The 18,620-nt window shown below is 65.3% G+C and carries 18 protein-coding genes; 3 read left to right on the top strand and 15 right to left on the bottom strand.

All coding sequences use genetic code 11. From position 1 onward, the window contains the following. Window positions 1–73: 73 nt before the first annotated feature. The 11 genes from QX010_RS22320 to rpoZ form a co-directional block, all read right to left on the bottom strand. Window positions 74–1,120: a DUF2278 family protein gene (locus QX010_RS22320; protein WP_315803994.1), complete on the bottom strand. Its 1,047-nt coding sequence runs from the start codon at window positions 1,118–1,120 to the stop codon at window positions 74–76. A gap of 30 nt (window positions 1,121–1,150) precedes the next feature. Beyond that, window positions 1,151–2,899 (bottom strand): phospholipase D-like domain-containing protein, encoded by a 1,749-nt coding sequence (locus tag QX010_RS22315; protein ID WP_316181911.1) that lies wholly within the window; start codon window positions 2,897–2,899, stop codon window positions 1,151–1,153. 290 nt (window positions 2,900–3,189) lie between these two features. Next, window positions 3,190–3,930 (bottom strand): DNA repair protein RecO, encoded by a 741-nt coding sequence (gene recO / locus QX010_RS22310; protein WP_316181910.1) that lies wholly within the window; start codon window positions 3,928–3,930, stop codon window positions 3,190–3,192. 246 nt (window positions 3,931–4,176) lie between these two features. Beyond that, complete coding sequence (locus tag QX010_RS22305; RefSeq protein WP_315803997.1) at window positions 4,177–4,557, bottom strand: hypothetical protein; 381 nt, start codon at window positions 4,555–4,557, stop codon at window positions 4,177–4,179. A gap of 2 nt (window positions 4,558–4,559) precedes the next feature. Continuing rightward, window positions 4,560–5,486 (bottom strand): GTPase Era, encoded by a 927-nt coding sequence (era, locus tag QX010_RS22300; protein ID WP_315803998.1) that lies wholly within the window; start codon window positions 5,484–5,486, stop codon window positions 4,560–4,562. Then, complete coding sequence (gene rnc, locus QX010_RS22295) at window positions 5,476–6,561, bottom strand: ribonuclease III (protein ID WP_316181908.1); 1,086 nt, start codon at window positions 6,559–6,561, stop codon at window positions 5,476–5,478. The genes era and rnc overlap by 11 nt, the downstream gene beginning before the upstream one ends. Next, window positions 6,558–7,319, bottom strand: a complete 762-nt coding sequence (gene lepB / locus QX010_RS22290) for a signal peptidase I (RefSeq protein ID WP_315804000.1) — start codon at window positions 7,317–7,319, stop codon at window positions 6,558–6,560. Before lepB ends, rnc begins: the two co-directional genes overlap by 4 nt. 287 nt (window positions 7,320–7,606) lie before the next feature. Next, window positions 7,607–8,026, bottom strand: a complete 420-nt coding sequence (acpS, locus tag QX010_RS22285; protein ID WP_315804001.1) for a holo-ACP synthase — start codon at window positions 8,024–8,026, stop codon at window positions 7,607–7,609. Beyond that, window positions 8,023–8,805: a pyridoxine 5'-phosphate synthase gene (locus tag QX010_RS22280; RefSeq protein ID WP_316181906.1), complete on the bottom strand. Its 783-nt coding sequence runs from the start codon at window positions 8,803–8,805 to the stop codon at window positions 8,023–8,025. Before QX010_RS22280 ends, acpS begins: the two co-directional genes overlap by 4 nt. An 81-nt stretch (window positions 8,806–8,886) precedes the next feature. Next, the gene (locus tag QX010_RS22275) at window positions 8,887–11,187 is read right to left on the bottom strand and encodes a bifunctional (p)ppGpp synthetase/guanosine-3',5'-bis(diphosphate) 3'-pyrophosphohydrolase (RefSeq protein ID WP_316181904.1); all 2,301 of its coding nucleotides are present in this window, start codon (window positions 11,185–11,187) and stop codon (window positions 8,887–8,889) included. A 169-nt stretch (window positions 11,188–11,356) separates the two neighbouring features. Beyond that, window positions 11,357–11,749, bottom strand: a complete 393-nt coding sequence (gene rpoZ, locus QX010_RS22270; RefSeq protein ID WP_006612728.1) for a DNA-directed RNA polymerase subunit omega — start codon at window positions 11,747–11,749, stop codon at window positions 11,357–11,359. A 347-nt stretch (window positions 11,750–12,096) separates the two neighbouring features. Between rpoZ and QX010_RS22265 the strand changes: the two genes are divergently transcribed. Together QX010_RS22265 and QX010_RS22260 are read left to right on the top strand one after the other, a co-directional pair. Continuing rightward, window positions 12,097–12,750: an NYN domain-containing protein gene (locus QX010_RS22265; protein ID WP_315804003.1), complete on the top strand. Its 654-nt coding sequence runs from the start codon at window positions 12,097–12,099 to the stop codon at window positions 12,748–12,750. Then, window positions 12,731–13,414, top strand: a complete 684-nt coding sequence (locus QX010_RS22260) for a uracil-DNA glycosylase (RefSeq protein WP_315804004.1) — start codon at window positions 12,731–12,733, stop codon at window positions 13,412–13,414. Before QX010_RS22265 ends, QX010_RS22260 begins: the two co-directional genes overlap by 20 nt. Window positions 13,415–13,431: 17 nt before the next feature. Here the strand turns inward: QX010_RS22260 and QX010_RS22255 are convergent, their stop codons facing one another. From QX010_RS22255 to dapA, 4 genes are read right to left on the bottom strand one after another with little or no spacing between them, the layout of a single operon-like run. After that, window positions 13,432–14,013: a peroxiredoxin gene (locus QX010_RS22255; RefSeq protein WP_315804005.1), complete on the bottom strand. Its 582-nt coding sequence runs from the start codon at window positions 14,011–14,013 to the stop codon at window positions 13,432–13,434. A gap of 56 nt (window positions 14,014–14,069) precedes the next feature. After that, window positions 14,070–14,543 carry an SsrA-binding protein SmpB gene (smpB, locus tag QX010_RS22250; protein WP_315804006.1) on the bottom strand — a complete coding sequence of 158 codons (474 nt, stop codon included), beginning with the start codon at window positions 14,541–14,543 and terminating at the stop codon, window positions 14,070–14,072. 1 nt (window position 14,544) lies between these two features. Further along, window positions 14,545–14,961 carry a large conductance mechanosensitive channel protein MscL gene (gene mscL, locus QX010_RS22245; RefSeq protein ID WP_316181903.1) on the bottom strand — a complete coding sequence of 139 codons (417 nt, stop codon included), beginning with the start codon at window positions 14,959–14,961 and terminating at the stop codon, window positions 14,545–14,547. 28 nt (window positions 14,962–14,989) lie between these two features. After that, window positions 14,990–15,880: a 4-hydroxy-tetrahydrodipicolinate synthase gene (gene dapA, locus QX010_RS22240; RefSeq protein ID WP_316181901.1), complete on the bottom strand. Its 891-nt coding sequence runs from the start codon at window positions 15,878–15,880 to the stop codon at window positions 14,990–14,992. A 348-nt stretch (window positions 15,881–16,228) separates the two neighbouring features. Between dapA and QX010_RS22235 the strand changes: the two genes are divergently transcribed. Next, window positions 16,229–18,583, top strand: coding sequence for a lytic transglycosylase domain-containing protein (locus tag QX010_RS22235; protein WP_316181900.1), 2,355 nt, complete (start codon window positions 16,229–16,231; stop codon window positions 18,581–18,583). Window positions 18,584–18,620 lie beyond the last annotated feature (37 nt).

The raw sequence follows: 18,620 nt of genomic DNA, 5'->3' as shown, positions 1-18,620 counted from the left end.
TACACGTCACCCCGCCTCTGCGCCAGCAGAGAGCCCACGCTTCGACGAGACGGCTCCGCCGCGCGACACGCGGTCACGACTGGAACGGGATGGTGCGGCCCGGCTGCGCCGCCTGTTCCCGCGTATAGGAGACGCCGTGCACCTTCACGCCTGCGGCATTCAACAGCGTGATGATGCCGCCCCGGTTCGACAGCGCGACCGGCGCGACGATGGGCACCACCAAGGTGGCGCCGCGCGCGATCGTGCCGCTGAGCTGCATGGCGTTCTTCTGCTTGTCCTTGATCTGCCAGCCGGTGAGATCGACGTCGACATCGGCGGTGTTCAGCAGCGTGACCGTCTCGTGCTCCGGCGTGCGCACGTCGTTGACATAGGCCGCGATGATCCGCACCAGCCCGTCGGGCACGTCGAGCGGCGGAATGTGGTCGCGGTCGGGCGGCGTATGCGGCGCGTTGGGGTGATCGGGATCGGGCGGCAGGATGACCCCGCCGCTGACATCGTCCGAATGCCAGGCCTGGGTCTGGAACTTCAGGAAGATGGCGACCCATTGCTGCTGGTCGGGAAACTCGAAGATCAGTCCACCGTCCTGCCAGGGACCGTTGTCCCCGGCGTATTTGCCGGCCGGATTGCCCTGGTTGAAATGGATATCGTGGATACCGCGGCCGGGCTTGAAGCCGAAATAGCGGTCGGCCTTCTCCTCCGGTCCCCATGCGACGCCGAAGGCATAAATGAGAGCCGTCTCGTCGGACATGGCGCGCTGAACGTAGGCGTCGATTTTCTCGTTGAGATCGTTGTCGGGGCCCGCGGCCGACAGCGGCAGCGGCTTGAGCTCCCACGGCTGCATCAGATTGCCCCGGATGAAATCGAGCGCCACGCCGCCGGGCTTGCTCTCCAATGGATGCAGCCCCTCCGAAAACGCCTTCAGGCCGTCGACGATCGGATGTTCGAAGCGCGAGCGGACCAGGAACTCGACCTCGCTGCCATCCTGGGAACGGACATTGATGGCGATGCGATAGAGCTCACCGTCGGCGGAGACCTGCACCTGATAGTGCGGACTGCTTCCCGACGCCAGACGATTGTTGATGGGCCGACCCTTGAGAAGCGAATAGTCGTTCAATGGCATGGTCGTCTCCAACTCTGTCCGTAACGATATCTAGGACGAGAACAGCAATCGATCGCGTTCGGCCTGCGAGCCGTCGACGTAGAAGCGCTCGAACCAGGCCGGCTTGCCGGACAACGCCGTCGGCTTGCGCAGCGTGATCGCCGCAGGCGCGGACGCGGAGCGCTGCCGCTCGGACTTGCCCTTGAACGCATCGCGCATCCGGTTGCGAAACTGCAGGTGATCGAACACGCGGGTGGCCTCGATCGCATAGGAGGTGGCGATCTTTCGGTCCTCGATCATGATGAGGTGGTCGCCGTTGCCCTTCTCTCCGCTCGGCGAGAAGTTGCTCGATCCGGTGAACACTTTCGCGGTCGGCAGGCTGAAATCGGTCACCAGGAATTTGTGATGGATGTTGCGGCCCTTGCCGCCGGACCATTCGCTGCGGAACGGCTCCGGCGCCTTGCTCGCGAGATAGGCGAAATCGACGAGACCGATCGAGCCGTCGGGCTTGCGCAGCTCCAGGGCGCCGCGCTTGTCGACCGTGCCGTAGCTGAAGATCGGCCGCTCCATCACGCGGTCGAACGCGTCCTTGGTCGGACCGTCGCCGAGCTGGCTCAGAAACGCGACCGAGTAGAACACCGACGAGGTGGCCTGATCGATCGCGGCCCGGATCGGATTGAGCGAGAGATCGGTGGCCTGGTGCGGCGAGAAGCAGAGCTGTACGGTCGGCTTTCCCTCGGTATGGACGGCGTGCCACTTCTTGGAGAAATCATTCTTCCGGAAGACCGAGGGGTCCTCGAAGGCGATATCGAACATCTCGCCGAACAGCCCGGCGACATCAGGCGAATGAAAGACCAGCATGTTGTTGGCCTGAATATAGAGGCCGCGGAAGGTGAAATTGGTCGAGCCGCACAGCACTTTCTCGGGCCTGCCGTCGCGGCGCGTGATCAGGACCTTGTTGTGCTGGAGGTTGCTGAAATGCGTGCGCAGCACGGCAGCACCCGCCTGCTTGAAGCGCTTGGCGCTGCGCGACTCCGCGCTGCCCGGCAGCTTGTGACTGTTATCCTTGGCGTTGGAATCGTCGATGATCGCCCGCAGCCGCGGACCGAACTGCTCGAGCTGGCCGATCACATCGGGCTCGTTGAGGTCATAGGCCATCACGTCGAGCGTGAGCCCGGGATCCGCAAGGGCCTCTTTCAAGAAGCCGAACAGGAGGTCGTAGGCCTCGAACCCCAGCCACTCATAGACGCTGTCGCCGGCCTCGTTGGTGAGGTCGAGCTTGTCGAAGCCCGGCCCGTCGCGGCTCTCGACGGGAATGATCTCGGCATTGTTGCCGAACTGATCGCGATAGGCCTGAGACGAGGCGAAGTTGCGGGTGAAACCGACGTCGACCAGGCCGTCATAGGTCACGGCGCTCTGCGTGATGTCGAGCGTGAGGCTGGTCCCCGCCACCAGCGTGCCGTCGTTGCGCATGTGCTGCTTGGCGACACGATACGTATAGACGCCATCCTTGGGCCGGTAGGGAAAATGGATCCAGCGGAATTTCTGGAACGGCGCCTCGGTCGACGGGAAATTCCGGTTGCCGTCGACCGCCGCGCCGGCTCCCGCCGGATAGGAAAACGCGATCCTGTTGCGCAACTGAGAAAAATCCCGTGCGCCCGGCGACTTCACTTCGATCGAGAATCCGACCAGGTCGGGTTCGGGCTCGGCAACGTCGAAGCCGATCATCGTCATGCGCTCGCCACGCCACAGCTTGGACGTGAACCCGTTGCTGGATTTGCGGTTCTCGAAATCGCTCATGATCGAAATGCCCCACGGTGATGAAAAAAGGCGCGCACGAAACGCATCTCGTCGAAGGGCTGCAATCTTCGCCAGGACCCGCGGCCGACGCAACCTCAAAATGATCTGAGAACTATCATCAACCAGGATTGTTGCACGATCCTGCGTCGGTCGTGTGAAGACGGATGTGAATGACGTCACAATCGGAGACGGTATCGGGATCAGCTTTGCCGCGATGCCCGCGGTGTCGTCAGTCTCGACGTTGGCGAACGAGCGCGCGGGCACATGACGACGAACGTCGAAAACGAGCCCTATCGCAAGGCGGGCCTTGCCCGCGTCACCGCGTTGATGAAGCCCTCGCGGGCGTCGGAATGGCCCTGCCCGCGCGGCTCCAGCACATGACGCAGAAGGAACAGGCCGGTCAGCCGGAAACCGTCGAGCAGATCCTGCTGCGACCAGCCATCGCCCTGCTCGCCCTCGCGCAGGAAGGGCGGCAACGGCAGCAGGCGGTCGGCCCATGGCGCGCCGGCCGTGCGCGACACCGCGCCGCCCGACTTCGGCGATACGTAGATCAGGTCCGAGGTCTCGCCGGTCGCAGCGCAGGAGTCGAGATCGAGCCCGAAGCCGAGCTCGGCGAGGATCGCCAGCTCGAAGCGCACGATGTGGACAGCGGCGCTGCCCACATCCTCGAAATCATCGAGCGCATGTTCGAGCCGCAGATACATGTCTTCGTGCGGATCGCGCTCCGGCAACAGCCGGGCCAGCGAGGCAAGATGCGTCACGCCGTAGGCGCCGTGTTGCGCGGAGATCAGCCCCGCCGCCCGCAAGGTCAGCGCGTCGATGGCGTACATGCCGAGATGCTCATCGAGCCGCGCGCGCCAGATCGCGCGCACCGTATTGCCCGGCTGCAGCACCGGCCGCATGCGCTTGCCGCTCGCCCCGCGCACGAGACCGAGATGCCGGCCATGCTCGCGGGTCAGCAGCTCGACGACAGCCGAGGATTCGCCGTGCCGCCGCACGCCCAGCACGATGCCATCGTCGGTCCATTCCATCTCACGAGCCGCCCAAATGATTCCACACGCGCTTGCCTCCTAGTGCCGGCCGCGGGTGGACAATCAACGTAGCTTGTGCGCGCTGCCGCCACAAAACTCGTCATTGCGAGCGCAGCGAAGCAATCCAGAGTCGGATCGCAGCCCTGGATTGCTTCGCTGCGCTCGCAATGACGTCTTGGTGGCCTTCTGCGCTAGCCCCCAACCTTGGTGGGCGCGCCGCGCTCTACGGCCCTTACGGTCAAAGCGTCACGCGTTGAACCAGCCGCGCGCATCGCCCGTGAACGAGTAGTACAGACCCATCGTCGTCAGCGCGCAGGAGATGACCTCGATGCCGGCATCGAGCGTCATGCCCTTCTGGCCGATCACCTGCACCAGGGAGATGTCGGACAGCACCAGCGCCCCCAGCAGCACCCAGCGCGGCCAGTTCCTGCGGCGCTGCGCCGCCAGATAGACGAAATAGAACAGCAGCAGGATGACCACCCCGTTGAGCACGGTCTGCGCGGTGATCATGTCCTCGGTCATGTCGAAGGTCGGCGTCCGGTCCGACACCGCAACGGACAGCGCGTCCAGCATCAGCGAGATGTAGAGCAGCACTTCGAACCACAGCACGTTGCGCGGCACGCTCATTGTCATTCCCTGGGGAACTCGAGCCCCATCTCCCGGTAGCGGTCGGGATCGTCGCCCCAGTTCTCACGCACCTTCACGAACAGAAACAGGTGCACCGGCACGCCGGTGATCTCTGCGATTTCCTTGCGCGCCTGCGCGCCGATCGACTTGATCGTCGCGCCGCCCTTGCCGAGCACGATCTTGCGCTGGCTGTCGCGCTCCACGAAGATCGTCTGCTCGATGCGGATCGAGCCGTCCTTGCGCTCGGTCCAGCTGTCGGTCTCGACCGTGGACTGGTAGGGCAGCTCCTGATGCAGATGCGAATAGATCTTCTCGCGGGTGATCTCAGCCGCGAGGTGCCGCATCGGCGCGTCCGACATCTGGTCCTCGGGATAATGGAACGGGCCGGGCGGCACCATCTCCGCCAAGGCCCGCCTGAGATCGTCGACGCCGTCGCCGGAGATCGCCGAGATCATGAAGGTGCGCGCGAACGACAGCTTCTCGTTGGCGGCCGCGACCAGCGCCAGCAGCTTCTCGCGCGGCACCAGGTCGACCTTGTTGACCACCAGGATCTTTTCGTGCGCGACCGCAGCCGCCTTGTCGATGATGGACTGCGCCTCGTCGTCGATGCCCTTCTTGGCATCGAGCAGCACGCAGACGACATCGGCGTCATGCGCCCCGCTCCAGGCCGTCGTGACCATGGCGCGGTCCAGCCTGCGCTTCGGCGCGAAGATGCCGGGGGTATCGACCAGGATGATCTGAGACGCCCCCTCGATGACGATGCCGCGGATCAGCGCCCGCGTCGTCTGCACCTTGCGCGAGACGATCGTGACCTTGGAGCCGACCAGCGCGTTGACGAGCGTCGACTTGCCGACATTGGGCGCGCCGATCAGCGCGACGAAACCGCAGCGGGTCCCGGCAGCCGGCACCGATTGTTGTTCAGCCGTCATTGCTGCCGCCGCTGACGCCTTCGCGCTCGATCATGACAGATGCCGCCACCTTTTCTGCCGCGCGCTTCGAGCCGCCGATGCCTTCGGCCGGCTCCAGCCCCGGCAGGTCGACGGCGACACGGAACTGCGGATCGTGATGTGGGCCGGTGCGCTCCACCTCCCGGTAGACCGGGGTCGGCAGGCCCTTGCCCTGCGCCCATTCCTGCAGCACCGTCTTCGGATCGCGCAGCGGGCGCCGCGGCTTGTGCATGCGCTCGGTCCAGTTGCGCTCGACGAAGCCCGCCGCGGCGGTGTAGCCGCCGTCGAGGAAGATCGCGCCGATCACCGCCTCGCAGACGTCACCCAGCACCGACTTGCGCAACCGCGCCCCGGCGCCGGCGCCGACCGCGCCGAGCTTGATGTCGTCGAGCAGGCCGAGCGACTTGGCGACGTCGGCGCAGCTCTCCTTGCGCACGAGATCGGCGAGCCGCTTCGACAACTCCCCTTCGTCCGCGCTCGGAAACGAGCGGTACAGCATGTCGGACACGATCAGGCCGAGCACGTGGTCGCCGAGAAATTCGAGCCGCTGATAGCTGTCGCCGCGCTTCTTGGACGATTTCAGCGCCGAGACGTGGGTGAAGGCGGTGCTGAGCAGCGACGGATCGGCAAAGTGATGGCCGATGCGCGCCTCGATCGCCGCATTGGCGGCCTTGTCCGCGGCCTTGGCGCCCTTGGCGGCGCCGGTCCCCGCGCTCTTGGCACGGCGGCTGCCCTTCGCCTTGCTGCGCGCTTTGCCGTCGGATTCGGCCTCGGCAACGAGCGCGGTCGGGTCGGCCCCATCGTCGGTCGGGCCAGCGGACCCCGATTCGGACTCGACGGTCTTCATGTCCGGCTTGGAGACCGGCTTCGCCTCGGTCCTGGAATCGGCCTTTGGCTCGGTCTTTGGCTCAGTCTTGGGCTCGCTCTTCTGCTCGGGCTTGATCTCAGACTTCGGCCGCGACACAGCCTTGGGCGACGCCTCCAGCGCACCCGTGCCGGGTTGCGGGCTCGATGCGGCAGCCTGCGTGGTCTGGATATCGGGTGAGTCGTCGATCATCGCACGAATTTGAAGATTCGATTCCAGCGCACCGATACCGGCCAGCGCCAGAACGCCCAGGCATGCTCGCCTTCGGCAATGGAAAAGAAGATCAGCTGCGCACGGCCGACGATGTTCTCGAACGGCACGTAGCCGACCTGGCTGAGGAAGCGGCTGTCGGTCGAGTTGTCGCGGTTGTCGCCCATCATGAAGAAGTTGCCGGCCGGCACGGTATACACCGCGGTGTTGTCGACATAGCCGTTGTCGACGCAGTCCAGCGTCTCATAGCTGACGCCGTTCGGCAGCGTCTCCTTCCAGCGCTTGACGCGCGCGGTCGAGTCCGGCTGCCCGCAGGGATCCTCGCCGATGAAGTCGGACAGCCGCTCGCGCTGCACCGGCTTGTCGTTGATGTAGAGCAGCCCTTCGCGCACCTGGATGCGGTCGCCAGGCAGGCCGATCACGCGCTTGATGTAGTCGGTGGTATCGTCCTTCGGCAGACGAAACACGACGATGTCGCCGCGGTTCGGCTCCGAGCCGAAGATGCGGCCCGAGAACAGCGGCGGCGACAGCGGGATCGAGTAGTGGCTATAGCCGTACGAATATTTCGATACGAACAGATAGTCGCCGACCAGCAGGGTCGCCTTCATCGATCCCGACGGGATGTTGAACGGCTGGAACAGGAACGTACGGATCACCAGCGCGATCAGTAGCGCATGAACGACGACACGAACGGTTTCACCGAGGCCGCTCTCAGTCTTGGTTCCGGAGGTCACGCTCATCGCTCTTTCAATGTCCCTTGGCGAATGGTCCGACGATTCGCCAGCCGTTGCCGAACACCCCTCCGTCCGCGAACACCATACCGTTCCGCGGCTTAAGGGAGTCTGTCCTGATTCTGGTGGTTAAGGCCAACTCCGGTTTGACCCAGAATCCGCCCGTGATGCAGCCGGTTCGATCCCGGCGGGTTTTAGACGACTGCGCGGGGCCGCGCAATCAATCGCCGCATCAAAACTACATAACTCGCTGAAATCGATCGCATTTTTGTTTTTCCTGCTGGGGCGGCCGCCCGTCAGGATGTCTCGCGGCGCACCGCCGAAATTATGACGAAGGCTTGCGCCAGCGGCCAGTCGTCGGTGATCGACAGGTCGATGCGCGGCTCGTGGCCCTCGGGGGTCAGCGCCTTCAGCCGTTCGGCCGCGCCCCCCGTGAGCTGCATGGTCGGCCGGCCGCCGGGCAGATTGACGACGCCCATGTCGCGCCACCACACGCCCTGACGGATCCCGGTGCCGAGCGCCTTGGCGCAGGCCTCCTTGGCGGCGAACCGCTTGGCGTAGGTGGCGACCACCATCTTCTCGTTCTTGGCCCGCCGCTCCGCCTTGGCGCGCTCGGCCGCGGTGAAGATCCGGTTCAGGAAGCGCTCGCCGTGCCGGTCCATCACCTCGGCCACGCGGCGGATGTCGATCAGGTCGGAGCCGATGCCGATGATCATGCCGCCGTCCCCAGCCGCGCACGGCCGCGATCCATGGCCGCGCGCATGGTCCGGACGCTCTCGGCGAGGCCCACGAACAGCGCCTCCCCCATCATGAAGTAGCCGATGTTGAGCTCGACGATCTCCGGCAGCGTCGCGATCCGCTCGGCGGTGGCATAGTCGAGCCCGTGGCCGGCATGGACCTCGAGCCCGGCTGCATAGGCCTGCCGGGTGCCGCTGACGATCCGCTCCCACTCCGCGTCCGCCTTGTCGTGGTGGCCGTCGGTGATGGCATCGCACCAGCCGCCGGTGTGGATCTCGATCACGGGCGCGCGCAGCCGCGCCGCCATCTCGATCTGCGCCGGATCGGCGGCGATGAACAGCGACACCCGGATGCCGGCATCGCCGAGCCGGGCGATCGCCGGCGCCAGCGCGTTGTGCTGGCCGACCACGTCGAGGCCGCCCTCGGTGGTCAGTTCCTCGCGCCGCTCCGGCACCAGGCAGCAGGCATGCGGGCGCGTCGCAAGCGCGATCCGCACCATCTCCTCGGTGGCCGCCATCTCGAAGTTCAGCGGCTTGGAGATCTCGGCCTTCAGCCGCGCCATGTCGTCGTCGCGGATGTGCCGGCGGTCCTCGCGCAGATGCGCCGTGATGCCGTCGGCCCCGGCCTCGATCGCAAGCAGCGCGGCGCGCACCGGATCGGGGCTGCGGCCGCCGCGGGCATTTCGCAAGGTGGCGATGTGGTCGACGTTGACGCCAAGGCGCAGCTTCGGAGGATGTGACTTCGACGGATCGGACATGGGCCGGCTCGCAGGACTTTCGAGTAGACTACGGCTTGTTTAGCGCATCCCGAAGCAGAACGCCGCAGCCATCCCCGCAGATTAGCCATTCACCCGGTCGACCCGCGCCACGATGGTCTTGGCGCGCAACTGGTTGATGATCGCCGAGAGATGCTTGAGGTCGTAGACCTCGAGATCGATCGTGAGCTCGGTGAAGTCAGGCGAGCGGCGGCTCATGCTGATGTTGTCGATGTTGCCGTCATGCTCGGCGATCACGGTGGCGACCTGGGCGAGGCTGCCCGGCTCGTTGACGTTCTCGACGCGAATGCGCGCCGGAAAGCGCTGCGGCGAGGTCTCGTCGACGTCCCAGCGCACGTCGAGCCAGCGCTCTGGCTCCTCCTCGAAATCCTTCAGCGCCGGCGACTGGATCGGATAGATCGTGATCCCCTCGCCCGGCGTCACGATGCCGACGATGCGGTCGCCCGGCACGGCACCGCCGTTGGGCGCGAACTTCACCGGCAGGCCGGAATTGAGCCCGCTGATCGGGATGGCAAACGGGCCGCGGTGGGGCTCGGCCGCAGGCGCGGCAGCCTTGGCTGCCGGCGCGGCGGCCGTCTTCTTGGCGCCGTAGCGCACGACGCGCTCTTCCTTGTAGTCCGGATACATTGCGCGCGCGACGTCGGAGGCCTTGATCTCGCCGCGGCCGACCGCCGCCATCACGTCCTCGATCGAGGCGCGCGCCAGACGCGGCAGCGCGCCCTTGAGCTTGTCGTCGGCATATTCGAGCTTGGTCCGCTCGAACAGACGTTCGACGATGCGCCGGCCCAGCCCGGCATATTGATCGCGCACGGCGGTTCGGGTGGCGCGCCGGATGGCGGCGCGTGCCTTGCCGGTGATGGCGAGCGTCTCCCAGGCCGAGGGCGGCGCCGACTGCGCGTCCGAGGTCAGCACCTCGACCTCGTCGCCGTTCTGCAGCTCCGACGACAGCGCGGCGAACTTGCCGTTGATCTTGCAGCCGACGGCGCTGTTGCCGACGTCGGTATGCACGGCATAGGCGAAGTCGATCACGTTTGCGTGGCGTGGCAGCGCGATGAGCTTGCCCTTCGGCGTGAAGCAGAACACCTGATCGTGAAACAGCTCGAGCTTGGTGTGCTCGAGGAACTCCTCCGGATTCGCGCTCTCCGACAGGATGCCGATAGTGTGGCGCAGCCAGGCGAAGGCATTCGATTCGCGCTTCAGCCGCTCCGTCGGCGAGGCGATGTCGTCCTTGTAGAAGGCATGGGCCGCGATGCCGAGCTCGGCGATCTGATCCATGTCCTCGGTGCGGATCTGCAGCTCGACGCGCTGCTTGCCCGGGCCAATCACGGTCGTGTGGATCGAGCGATAGTCGTTCTGCTTCGGCGTCGAGATGTAGTCCTTGAACCGGCCGGGCACGACAGGCCACGTCGTATGCACGATACCGAGCGCACGATAGCAGGATTCGAGATCCGGCATGATGACGCGAAAGCCGAAGATGTCGGACAGCTGCTCGAACCCGATGGATTTGCGTTCCATCTTGGTCCAGATCGAGAATGGCCGCTTGCGGCGACCGAACACCCGCGCCGTCAGGCCATGCTCGCGAAACTTGCGGGCCAGCTGGCTCTCGATCTCGCCGATCAGGTTGCGATTGCGCTCCGCCAGCGCATCGAGCCGCTGCATCACCACGCTGTACGCCTGCGGGTCGAGCGTCCGGAACGAGAGATCCTCGAGCTCCTCGCGCATCTCCTGCATGCCCATGCGGCCCGCGAGCGGCGCGTAGATGTCGAGCGTCTCCTCAGCGATCCGCCGCCGGGATGCCTCCGGCACGAACTCCAGCGTGCGCATGTTGTGCAAGCGATCGGCGAGCTTGACCAGCAGCACACGCACGTCGTCGGCGATCGCCAGCAGGAGCTTGCGCAGATTCTCGGCCTGCTTGGCCTCGCGCGAAACCAGCTCGAGCCGTTTCAGCTTGGTCAATCCCTCGACGAGCGCACCGATCTCGGGGCCGAAGAAGCGGTCGATCTCGGCGCGGGTCGCCTCGGTGTCCTCGATCGTGTCGTGCAGCAGCGCCGCGACGATGGTGGCGTCGTCCAGCTTCAGGTCGGTCAAAATGGCCGCGACCTCGAGCGGATGCGTGAAATACGGGTCGCCGGACGCGCGGGTCTGCGACCCATGCGCCTTCATGGCGTACACATACGCGCGGTTGAGCAGATCCTCGTTCGTATCCGGATTGTAGGAGCGGACCCGTTCCACGAGATCGTACTGTCGCATCATGCGGGAGCGCGGCTTCGGCGGCCGCGGCCGCTCAGCCGGCGGCGAAGGCGCCAACGCGGCCGATTCGGCCGCCGCCTGCATCTGCTGAGGAGTGTGGCCCGAAACCACCATGGAAAATGACTAAACCTTTATCTTCGTGACCAAATCTGCCGGATGGCAGGCGTTTGTCGCAGCCCTATGGTAATCACGGAATCACGTTCAAATGCAAAGGCCCGGACGTGGTCCGGGCCTTCACATTCTCACAAGTTAGCTGGAGCTCGCGCTGACGGTGACGAGACCGTCACTCGTCCTCTTCCGGCTGCTCTTCCGGCGGAGCGAGGCCCTCGAGGCCCTTCAGCAATTCTTCCTCGGTCATGCGCTCGACGGCGACCTCGGTGTCGTCGGCATCGACGCTGGCACCGGCCGAGCCGATCAGCGGCACCGTGTCCGGCTCCGGCTCGTCGACCTCGACGAACTTCTGCAGCGAATGCACCAGTTCTTCCTTCAGATCCTCGGGAGAAATGGTCGAATCCGCAATTTCCCGGAGTGCGACGACGGGATTCTTGTCATTATCTCTATCAATTGTAAGTTGTGATCCCGACGAGATCATGCGCGCGCGATGCGCGGCCAGGAGAACCAGGTCGAACCGGTTGTCGACTTTATCGATACAATCTTCCACAGTGACGCGCGCCATTGTCGCTCCGGTCCTTTGTGTGCTTAATATGCTGATTATGCTGGGCTAGTTATAGAGGCTGGCTGGCTTTCGCAAGGCAAAACTGGCGTCAGGGTTCGGTAAGGGGCAAGGAGTACCGAATTCGGCAACCTTGACTGGCGCTCCGTCCAGACCCGCGGAATTCGGGCCTTGGACAAGAAAACGCTTCATTACGTCGTCACAAGTACGCCTTTGTTGCCCCGATCACTCCGGTTTGCGGTAACCTCACACCAGATGGACCGCCGACGCCTTGGCAGTATCTTGAAATGGAGTGCGCGACCGACTGGAGTCGCGCCCAAAATAGAATCTAACTGAACGCGAGACACTGAATGTCATCTTCGACCAACAAGATTGCGCTCTTCATTGACGGCGCCAACCTATACGCCACGGCCAAGACGCTCGGCTTCGACATCGACTACAAGCGCCTGCTCAAGGAATTTCAGAGCCGCGGCACGCTGCTCCGCGCATTCTATTACACCGCGATCATCGAGGATCAGGAGTACTCGTCGATTCGGCCCTTGATCGACTGGCTCGACTACAACGGCTATACCGTCGTCACCAAGGCGACGAAGGAGTTCATCGACGCCAGCGGCCGACGCAAGGTCAAGGGCAACATGGACATCGAGCTCGCCGTCGATGCCATGGAGCTCGCCGAGCATATCGACCAGATGGTGCTGTTCTCGGGCGACGGCGACTTCCGCTCGCTGGTCGAAGCGATGCAGCGCCGCGGCGTTCGCGTCACCGTGATCTCGACCATCTCCAGCCAGCCGCCGATGATCGCCGACGAGCTGCGCCGTCAGGCCGACGTCTTCACCGACCTCATGGAGTTGCAGTCCAAGCTCGGCCGCGACCCGTCGGAGCGCCCCGCCCCGCGCGAGCCGCGCCACCATTCCCCGCAATTCCTGCAGCGCTCCACCACGCCGGCCGCCCGCGCCACGACCACCGCCACCACCACGCCCAACGATGACGATTTCGAGGACTAGGCGGACGGGCACTCAGCCTGCGCCGCCTGCCCTGTCTTCGACCAATCCCGATCGAGACTGTCCGCTGTGCCCTCGCCTCGTGGAATTCCGCGAGGCGCAGCGCGCGCGCGAGCCGTCATGGTTCAACGCGCCTGTGCCGTCGTTCGGTGATCCCGATGCGCGGCTGTTGATCGTCGGGCTCGCGCCGGGGCTGCAGGGCGCCAATCGGACCGGGCGTCCCTTCACCGGCGACTATGCCGGCGAGCTGCTCTACGGGACGCTGCTGCACTACGGATTTGCGAAGGGCCGATTCGAGGCACGTCCCGACGACGGGCTGACGCTGGTGGATTGCCGAATCAGCAACGCGGTGCGCTGCGTGCCGCCGCAGAACAAGCCGCTGCCCGCCGAGATCAACCAGTGCCGGAGCTTCCTCGGCGCCACCATCGCCGCGATGCCGCGGCTGCGCAGCATCGTCGCGCTCGGCCGCATCTCCCACGACACGCTGCTGAAGCTGCTGGGCCTGCGCGCGGTCGCGGCGCCCTTCGCCCACGGCGCCGTGCACCAGGCCGGCGGGATCAGGCTGTACGACAGCTATCACTGCTCACGCTACAATACGAACACCGGCGTGCTCACGACCGAGATGTTCCACGCCGTGTTCGCGCGTGTGAAGGCGGATCTGGATTAGGTCGGTCCGCCCCATCCTCACGCGGCGACGCGGTTGTCCTTCAGCCACGCCAGCACGTCGCCCGCGTTCCTGTCCGGAGGAAACACCGGATAGAACACGTGGGTGATGCAGGCGTCGTCCACGATCATGGCAAGCCGCTTGATCATGGTCAGCCCGGCGATCTCCATCGTCGGCAACCGCAGGGCATTGGTCAGCTCGAGCTTTTCGTCCGACAGCACCGGAAACGGCAGGTGCAGGCGCGAGGCCATCTCGGTCTGATAGGCATTGCTCTGCGTCGACAGGCCGAACACATGCGCGGCGCCTGCCGATTTCAACTCGCCGAACAGGTCGCGGAAGCTGCAGGTCTGCGGCGTGCAGCCGCGCGCACCCGGGATCATGTCCCAGTCCTCGACCAGCGACACCTTGCCGGGTTCGCCGGTCCGCGGATAGGCGAACACGACGGTCCGTCCCGGCAGATCGGACAACGTGACCAGCGTGTCGTCGGTGGCACGCAGTCCGATCGCGGGAATGATCGTCCCGACCAGATGATCGGCTGCGCCGTCGTCGGTCGGAGCCGGAATCCGGCTCCAGTCGACATCCAAGAGGTTCTTCTGATTCATCGGATGCTGTCCCAAGGCTCAGGCGTGCCGCCGAGGAGCGCGCGGCAAAGGTCTCGTTAGCCGCGCGCCCGCAGCAGCCGGCCCTTCTCGCGGCCCCAATCGCGCTTCTTTTCGCTCTCGCGCTTGTCGTGCAGCTTCTTGCCCTTGGCGACGGCGAGCAGCAGCTTGGCGCGGCCACGCTCGTTGAAATAGAGCTTGAGCGGGATCAGCGTCATGCCTTCGCGCTCGACCGCGCCCATCAGCTTGTTGATCTGCTTGCGATGCAGCAGCAGCTTGCGCGGCCGCTTCGGCTCGTGATTGAAGCGGTTGGCCTGCAGATATTCGGGAATGTTGGCGTTGATCAGCCAGATCTCGCCGTCGCGCGAATCCGCATAGGATTCCGCGATCGTCGACTTGCCGCTGCGGACCGACTTCACCTCGGTGCCGGTCAGCGCGATGCCGGCCTCGATGGTGTCCTCGATCGCATAATTGAACCGCGCCTTGCGGTTCTCTGCGGCGACGGTGATCTTGGGCTCGTTCTTGTCTGCCACGTCAGGCCTTCTTCAGGAGATCCCTGATTTCGGTCAGAAGCTCGACCTCGGGTGTGGGCTTCGGCGGAGCGGCCGGCGCAGCCTCCTGCTTCCGCTTCAACGTGTTCATCAGCCGGATGACGATGAAAAGAACGAAGGCAACGATCACGAAGTTCAGCGTGATCGTCAGGAAGCTGCCATAGGCCAGCACCGCACCCTGCTTCTTCGCATCGGCAAGGTTGCCGGCATTTACCGCTTTGGACAGCGGGATAAAGTAGTTGGAGAAATCAAGGCCGCCGGTGACCGCGCCGATGATCGGCATGATGACGTCGCCGACCAGCGAGTTGACGATGGCGCCGAACGCCGCGCCGATGATGACGCCGACCGCGAGGTCGACGACGTTGCCCTTCATCGCGAATTCACGGAATTCCTTCAACATGCTCGCATCCCCCTCAAGATACGTCGGCTCAGTTGATCAGTCCGGCATGAACCATCGCCTCGCGCACCGCGACCCGGGTCGGCTCCGACACCGGCACCATCGGCAGCCGCAGCTTCTCCTCGATCTTGCCGAGCAGCGACAACGCGTATTTCACCGGCGCCGGGTTGGACTCGATGAACAGGTTGGTGTGCAGCGGCATCAGCTTGTCGTGGATCTTCAGCGCGGTGGCGACATCGCCCTTCTGCCAGGCCTGGTGGAATTCCGAGCACAGCCGCGGCGCGACGTTCGACGTGACGGAGATGCAGCCATGGCCGCCATGCGCCATGTAGCCGATGATCGTCGCATCCTCGCCCGAGAGCTGGTTGAACTCCTCGCCCATCGCGGCGCGCTGCTGCGACACCCGCACCATGCTGGCGGTGGCGTCCTTCACGCCGGCGATGTTCTTCAGCTCGAACAGGCGCTTCATGGTGTCGACGGACATGTCGATCACCGAGCGCGGCGGAATGTTGTAGATGATGATCGGAATGCCGATCGCGTCGTTGATCGCCTTGAAGTGCTGATACAGGCCTTCCTGCGTCGGCTTGTTGTAATAGGGCGTCACCACCAGCACCGCGTCCGCCCCCGCCTTCTCGGCGTGCTGGGCGAGCTCGACCGCCTCTTTGGTCGAATTGGAGCCGGCGCCGGCCACCACGGGAACCCGCCCCTTGGCCTCGGCAATGCACCACTCGACCACCCGCTTGTGCTCGTCATGACTGAGCGTCGGGCTCTCGCCCGTCGTGCCGACCGGCACGAGGCCGTTGGTGCCCTCGTCGATCTGCCAGTTCACGAGGCTGCGAAAAGCGGCCTCGTCCACGGACCCGTTCTTGAAAGGAGTGACCAAGGCGGTGAAAGAACCCCGGAAATTCGTCTTGGCTGCCATGAAACTCCCTCCCAAACGCCGTTTGGCCCCTGTGCGAGCCACTTCATACCGGGTCTACCGACGGGGCGGAAGGCCCGCCCGCGGCTGGGCTGCCTTCTCAACAGGCACACGAATCACTCGAGCCGCTTTGCCGCGCCCGCGATACCCCGGCCCCGCACGCTCCGCACCGATAAACGCGTGAGCACCCTTCTCTCCGACCCGCGCGGCCGCACGCCGCCCTTCGGTCGTGATTTCGCCGCGGTGTTGGCGCAGGTTGCAATCCTTCCCTGTATATTTAGGATTTGTTCACCTTTTCGATAGACCCATGTTGGTCAGGGGATCGAAGTCATCCGCCGCAAAAGGAACGCCGTGCCCTTTTCTGCCCGCGCCACTGCATTGCGATCGACCGCCCTGTCGGTGTCACTCTCGGTGTCCTTGGCCGCCGGCCTGACACTCGGATGGGCTCTCGCCGGACATGGCGCCCTCGCCAAGGACCAGGCTGCCAAGTCCAAGGTTTCAGAGTCCAAGGTTTCGGCATCCAAGGCTCATACGGCCAAGGTTCCCGTGCCGAAGGCGCGTCCGATCGCGCGCGGCGCGGTCCCCAAGACGAACACCAACGAGGCGGCCGGGACGAAGAGCAAGGTCGACGCGCACGCCGAGGCGAAGGCCGAGATCAAGAACACTCCCAAAGGCGCCGGCGCGGCCCCGAGGGACATCACGCCCGGCGCGGCGGCTGCCAGCCTGCCGGCCCGCCAGCATGCCGCCCTGCCCGCCTCCCGCAAGCCCCTGGTGCCGGCTGCGATCGCCGCGACGTCCTCGACCTCGCAGTCCGACAAGGAGGCGCTCGAAAACGTGATCGAGCTCGTCCGCAAGCGCAAGCCCGGCGACGCCAACGAGGTCGTGCAGGCGATCTCGGATCCCGTCGCGCGGAAGCTCGCCGAATGGGTGATCCTGCGCAGCGACAACAACAATGCCAGCGTCGAGCGCTATCGCGCATTCATCACCGCCAATCCGTCCTGGCCGTCGCAGACCTTCCTTCGCCGCCGGCTCGAGGCCGCGTTGTGGGACGACAAGCGCGACGATTCCGTGGTCTGGTCGTGGTTCGAGAACGAATCGCCGCTGTCGGCGAAGGGCAAGTTCGCGCTGGCCCGGGTGATGCTCAATCGCGGCGACCGCGCCAACGCCGAGCGCCTGGTGCGCGACGCCTGGCGCAACGACGCGATGTCCGAGGAGACCGAGAACAACATCCTGGACCAGTACGGCGCCCTTCTATCGGGCGGCGATCACAAGGCGCGGATGGACACACTGCTGTATGGCAGCGAGCACGAGGCGGCGATGCGCGCTGCACGGCGGCTCGGCTCGGGCCACGTGGCGCTCGCAAAGGCGCGAATCGCGACCTACCGCAAAGCCTCCAACAGCCAGAGCCTGCTCGATGCCGTGCCGCGCGAGCTGCACGGCGATGCCGGCTACATCTTCAGCCGCATCCAAGTGCTGCGGCGCGACGAGAAGTTCGCCGAGGCGGCGCAGTTGATGCTCAGCGCGCCCAGGGATCCCGGCCGCCTGCACAATCTGGACGAATGGTGGATCGAGCGCCGCCTGCTGGCGCGCAAGATGATCGACACCGGCGAATATAAGAGCGCCTATCTGATCGCGCGCGACGCGGCGCTGCCGAACCGCGACATCTACAAGACCGAGCAGGAATTCACCGCCGGCTGGATCGCGTTGCGCTTCCTCAACGATCCCGCCACGGCGGCCCAGCACTTTGCGCGCATCGGCGTCGGCAGCGTCAATCCGACCACCCTGGCGCGGGCCGGCTATTGGCAGGGCCGCGCGGCAGAAGCGATGGGGCGCATGCAGGAGGCGCGCGCGGCCTATATGTCGGCGGCCGAGCAGTCCACGAGCTATTACGGACAGTTGGCGCGGGCGAAGCTCGGCCTGCCGCAGCTGGGCCTCAATGCCGCTCCGAGCGGCCGCGGACGCGGCGTCGAGCGGCTCGAGGTGGTGCGCGCGGTGCAACTGCTCTACGAGCTCGACGAGGGCGAGGTCGCGATCCCGATCTTTGCCGATATGGGCGACAACGGCGACCCCGACGTCCTGGTCGGAATCGCGGAGGCCGCCGCGCGAAACAGCGATGCGCGGGCGATGCTGCTGGTCGGCAAGGCCGCGCTCAATCGCGGGCTGCCGTTCGACCACTACGCCTATCCGGTCACCGGCATTCCTGCGTTCCGCTCGCTCGGACCGGAAGTCGAGCCGAGCGTGGTCTTCTCGATCGCGCGTCAGGAGAGTGCCTTCAACCAGGCGGTGGTCTCGCCGGCCCAGGCCTATGGGCTGATGCAGGTCACGCCGGATGCCGGCCGCTACGTCTGCAAGCGCGCGGGCGTCAGCTTCGATCTGAACCGGATGAAGACCGACCCGGTCTACAACGCGCAGCTCGGCGCGGCCGAGCTCGGCGGCCTGCTCGAGGACTATCGCGGCTCGTACATCATGACGTTCGCGGCCTACAATGCCGGCCGCGGCAGCGTACGGAAATGGGTCGAGCGGTATGGCGACCCGCGCGATCCGAAGGTGGACGCGGTGGATTGGGTCGAGCTGATCCCGTTCGCGGAGACCCGCAACTACGTGCAGCGGGTGATGGAGAACCTGCAGGTCTATCGCGCCCGCTTCGGCGGCGGCTCGCGGCTACAGATCGAGGCCGATCTGCGCCGCGGCGCTGTGGTGGAGTAGCGAAACCGAATCGGATCGTCGACAATCGCTATTCGCT

Source organism: Bradyrhizobium sp. SZCCHNRI1009 (assembly GCF_032487575.1).
Lineage (GTDB): Bacteria > Pseudomonadota > Alphaproteobacteria > Rhizobiales > Xanthobacteraceae > Bradyrhizobium.
Note: the sequence above shows the minus strand (reverse complement) of the source record. Positions and strands in the feature narration are given on the sequence as shown.

Excerpts from the sequence above, each read along its gene's own strand:
- era (WP_315803998.1), bottom strand. The coding sequence starts at position 5,486 with ATGACGGCTGAACAACAATCGGTGCCGGCTGCCGGGACCCGCTGCGGT.
- QX010_RS22280 (WP_316181906.1), bottom strand. The coding sequence starts at position 8,805 with ATGTCCGATCCGTCGAAGTCACATCCTCCGAAGCTGCGCCTTGGCGTC.
- QX010_RS22260 (WP_315804004.1), top strand. The coding sequence starts at position 12,731 with ATGACGATTTCGAGGACTAGGCGGACGGGCACTCAGCCTGCGCCGCCT.
- QX010_RS22305 (WP_315803997.1), bottom strand. The coding sequence starts at position 4,557 with ATGAGCGTGCCGCGCAACGTGCTGTGGTTCGAAGTGCTGCTCTACATC.
- QX010_RS22320 (WP_315803994.1), bottom strand. The coding sequence starts at position 1,120 with ATGCCATTGAACGACTATTCGCTTCTCAAGGGTCGGCCCATCAACAAT.
- acpS (WP_315804001.1), bottom strand. The coding sequence starts at position 8,026 with ATGATCATCGGCATCGGCTCCGACCTGATCGACATCCGCCGCGTGGCC.
- recO (WP_316181910.1), bottom strand. The coding sequence starts at position 3,930 with ATGGAATGGACCGACGATGGCATCGTGCTGGGCGTGCGGCGGCACGGC.
- QX010_RS22315 (WP_316181911.1), bottom strand. The coding sequence starts at position 2,899 with ATGAGCGATTTCGAGAACCGCAAATCCAGCAACGGGTTCACGTCCAAG.
- QX010_RS22275 (WP_316181904.1), bottom strand. The coding sequence starts at position 11,187 with ATGGTGGTTTCGGGCCACACTCCTCAGCAGATGCAGGCGGCGGCCGAA.
- QX010_RS22265 (WP_315804003.1), top strand. The coding sequence starts at position 12,097 with ATGTCATCTTCGACCAACAAGATTGCGCTCTTCATTGACGGCGCCAAC.
- QX010_RS22255 (WP_315804005.1), bottom strand. The coding sequence starts at position 14,013 with ATGAATCAGAAGAACCTCTTGGATGTCGACTGGAGCCGGATTCCGGCT.
- rnc (WP_316181908.1), bottom strand. The coding sequence starts at position 6,561 with ATGATCGACGACTCACCCGATATCCAGACCACGCAGGCTGCCGCATCG.
- dapA (WP_316181901.1), bottom strand. The coding sequence starts at position 15,880 with ATGGCAGCCAAGACGAATTTCCGGGGTTCTTTCACCGCCTTGGTCACT.
- lepB (WP_315804000.1), bottom strand. The coding sequence starts at position 7,319 with ATGAGCGTGACCTCCGGAACCAAGACTGAGAGCGGCCTCGGTGAAACC.
- rpoZ (WP_006612728.1), bottom strand. The coding sequence starts at position 11,749 with ATGGCGCGCGTCACTGTGGAAGATTGTATCGATAAAGTCGACAACCGG.
- mscL (WP_316181903.1), bottom strand. The coding sequence starts at position 14,961 with ATGTTGAAGGAATTCCGTGAATTCGCGATGAAGGGCAACGTCGTCGAC.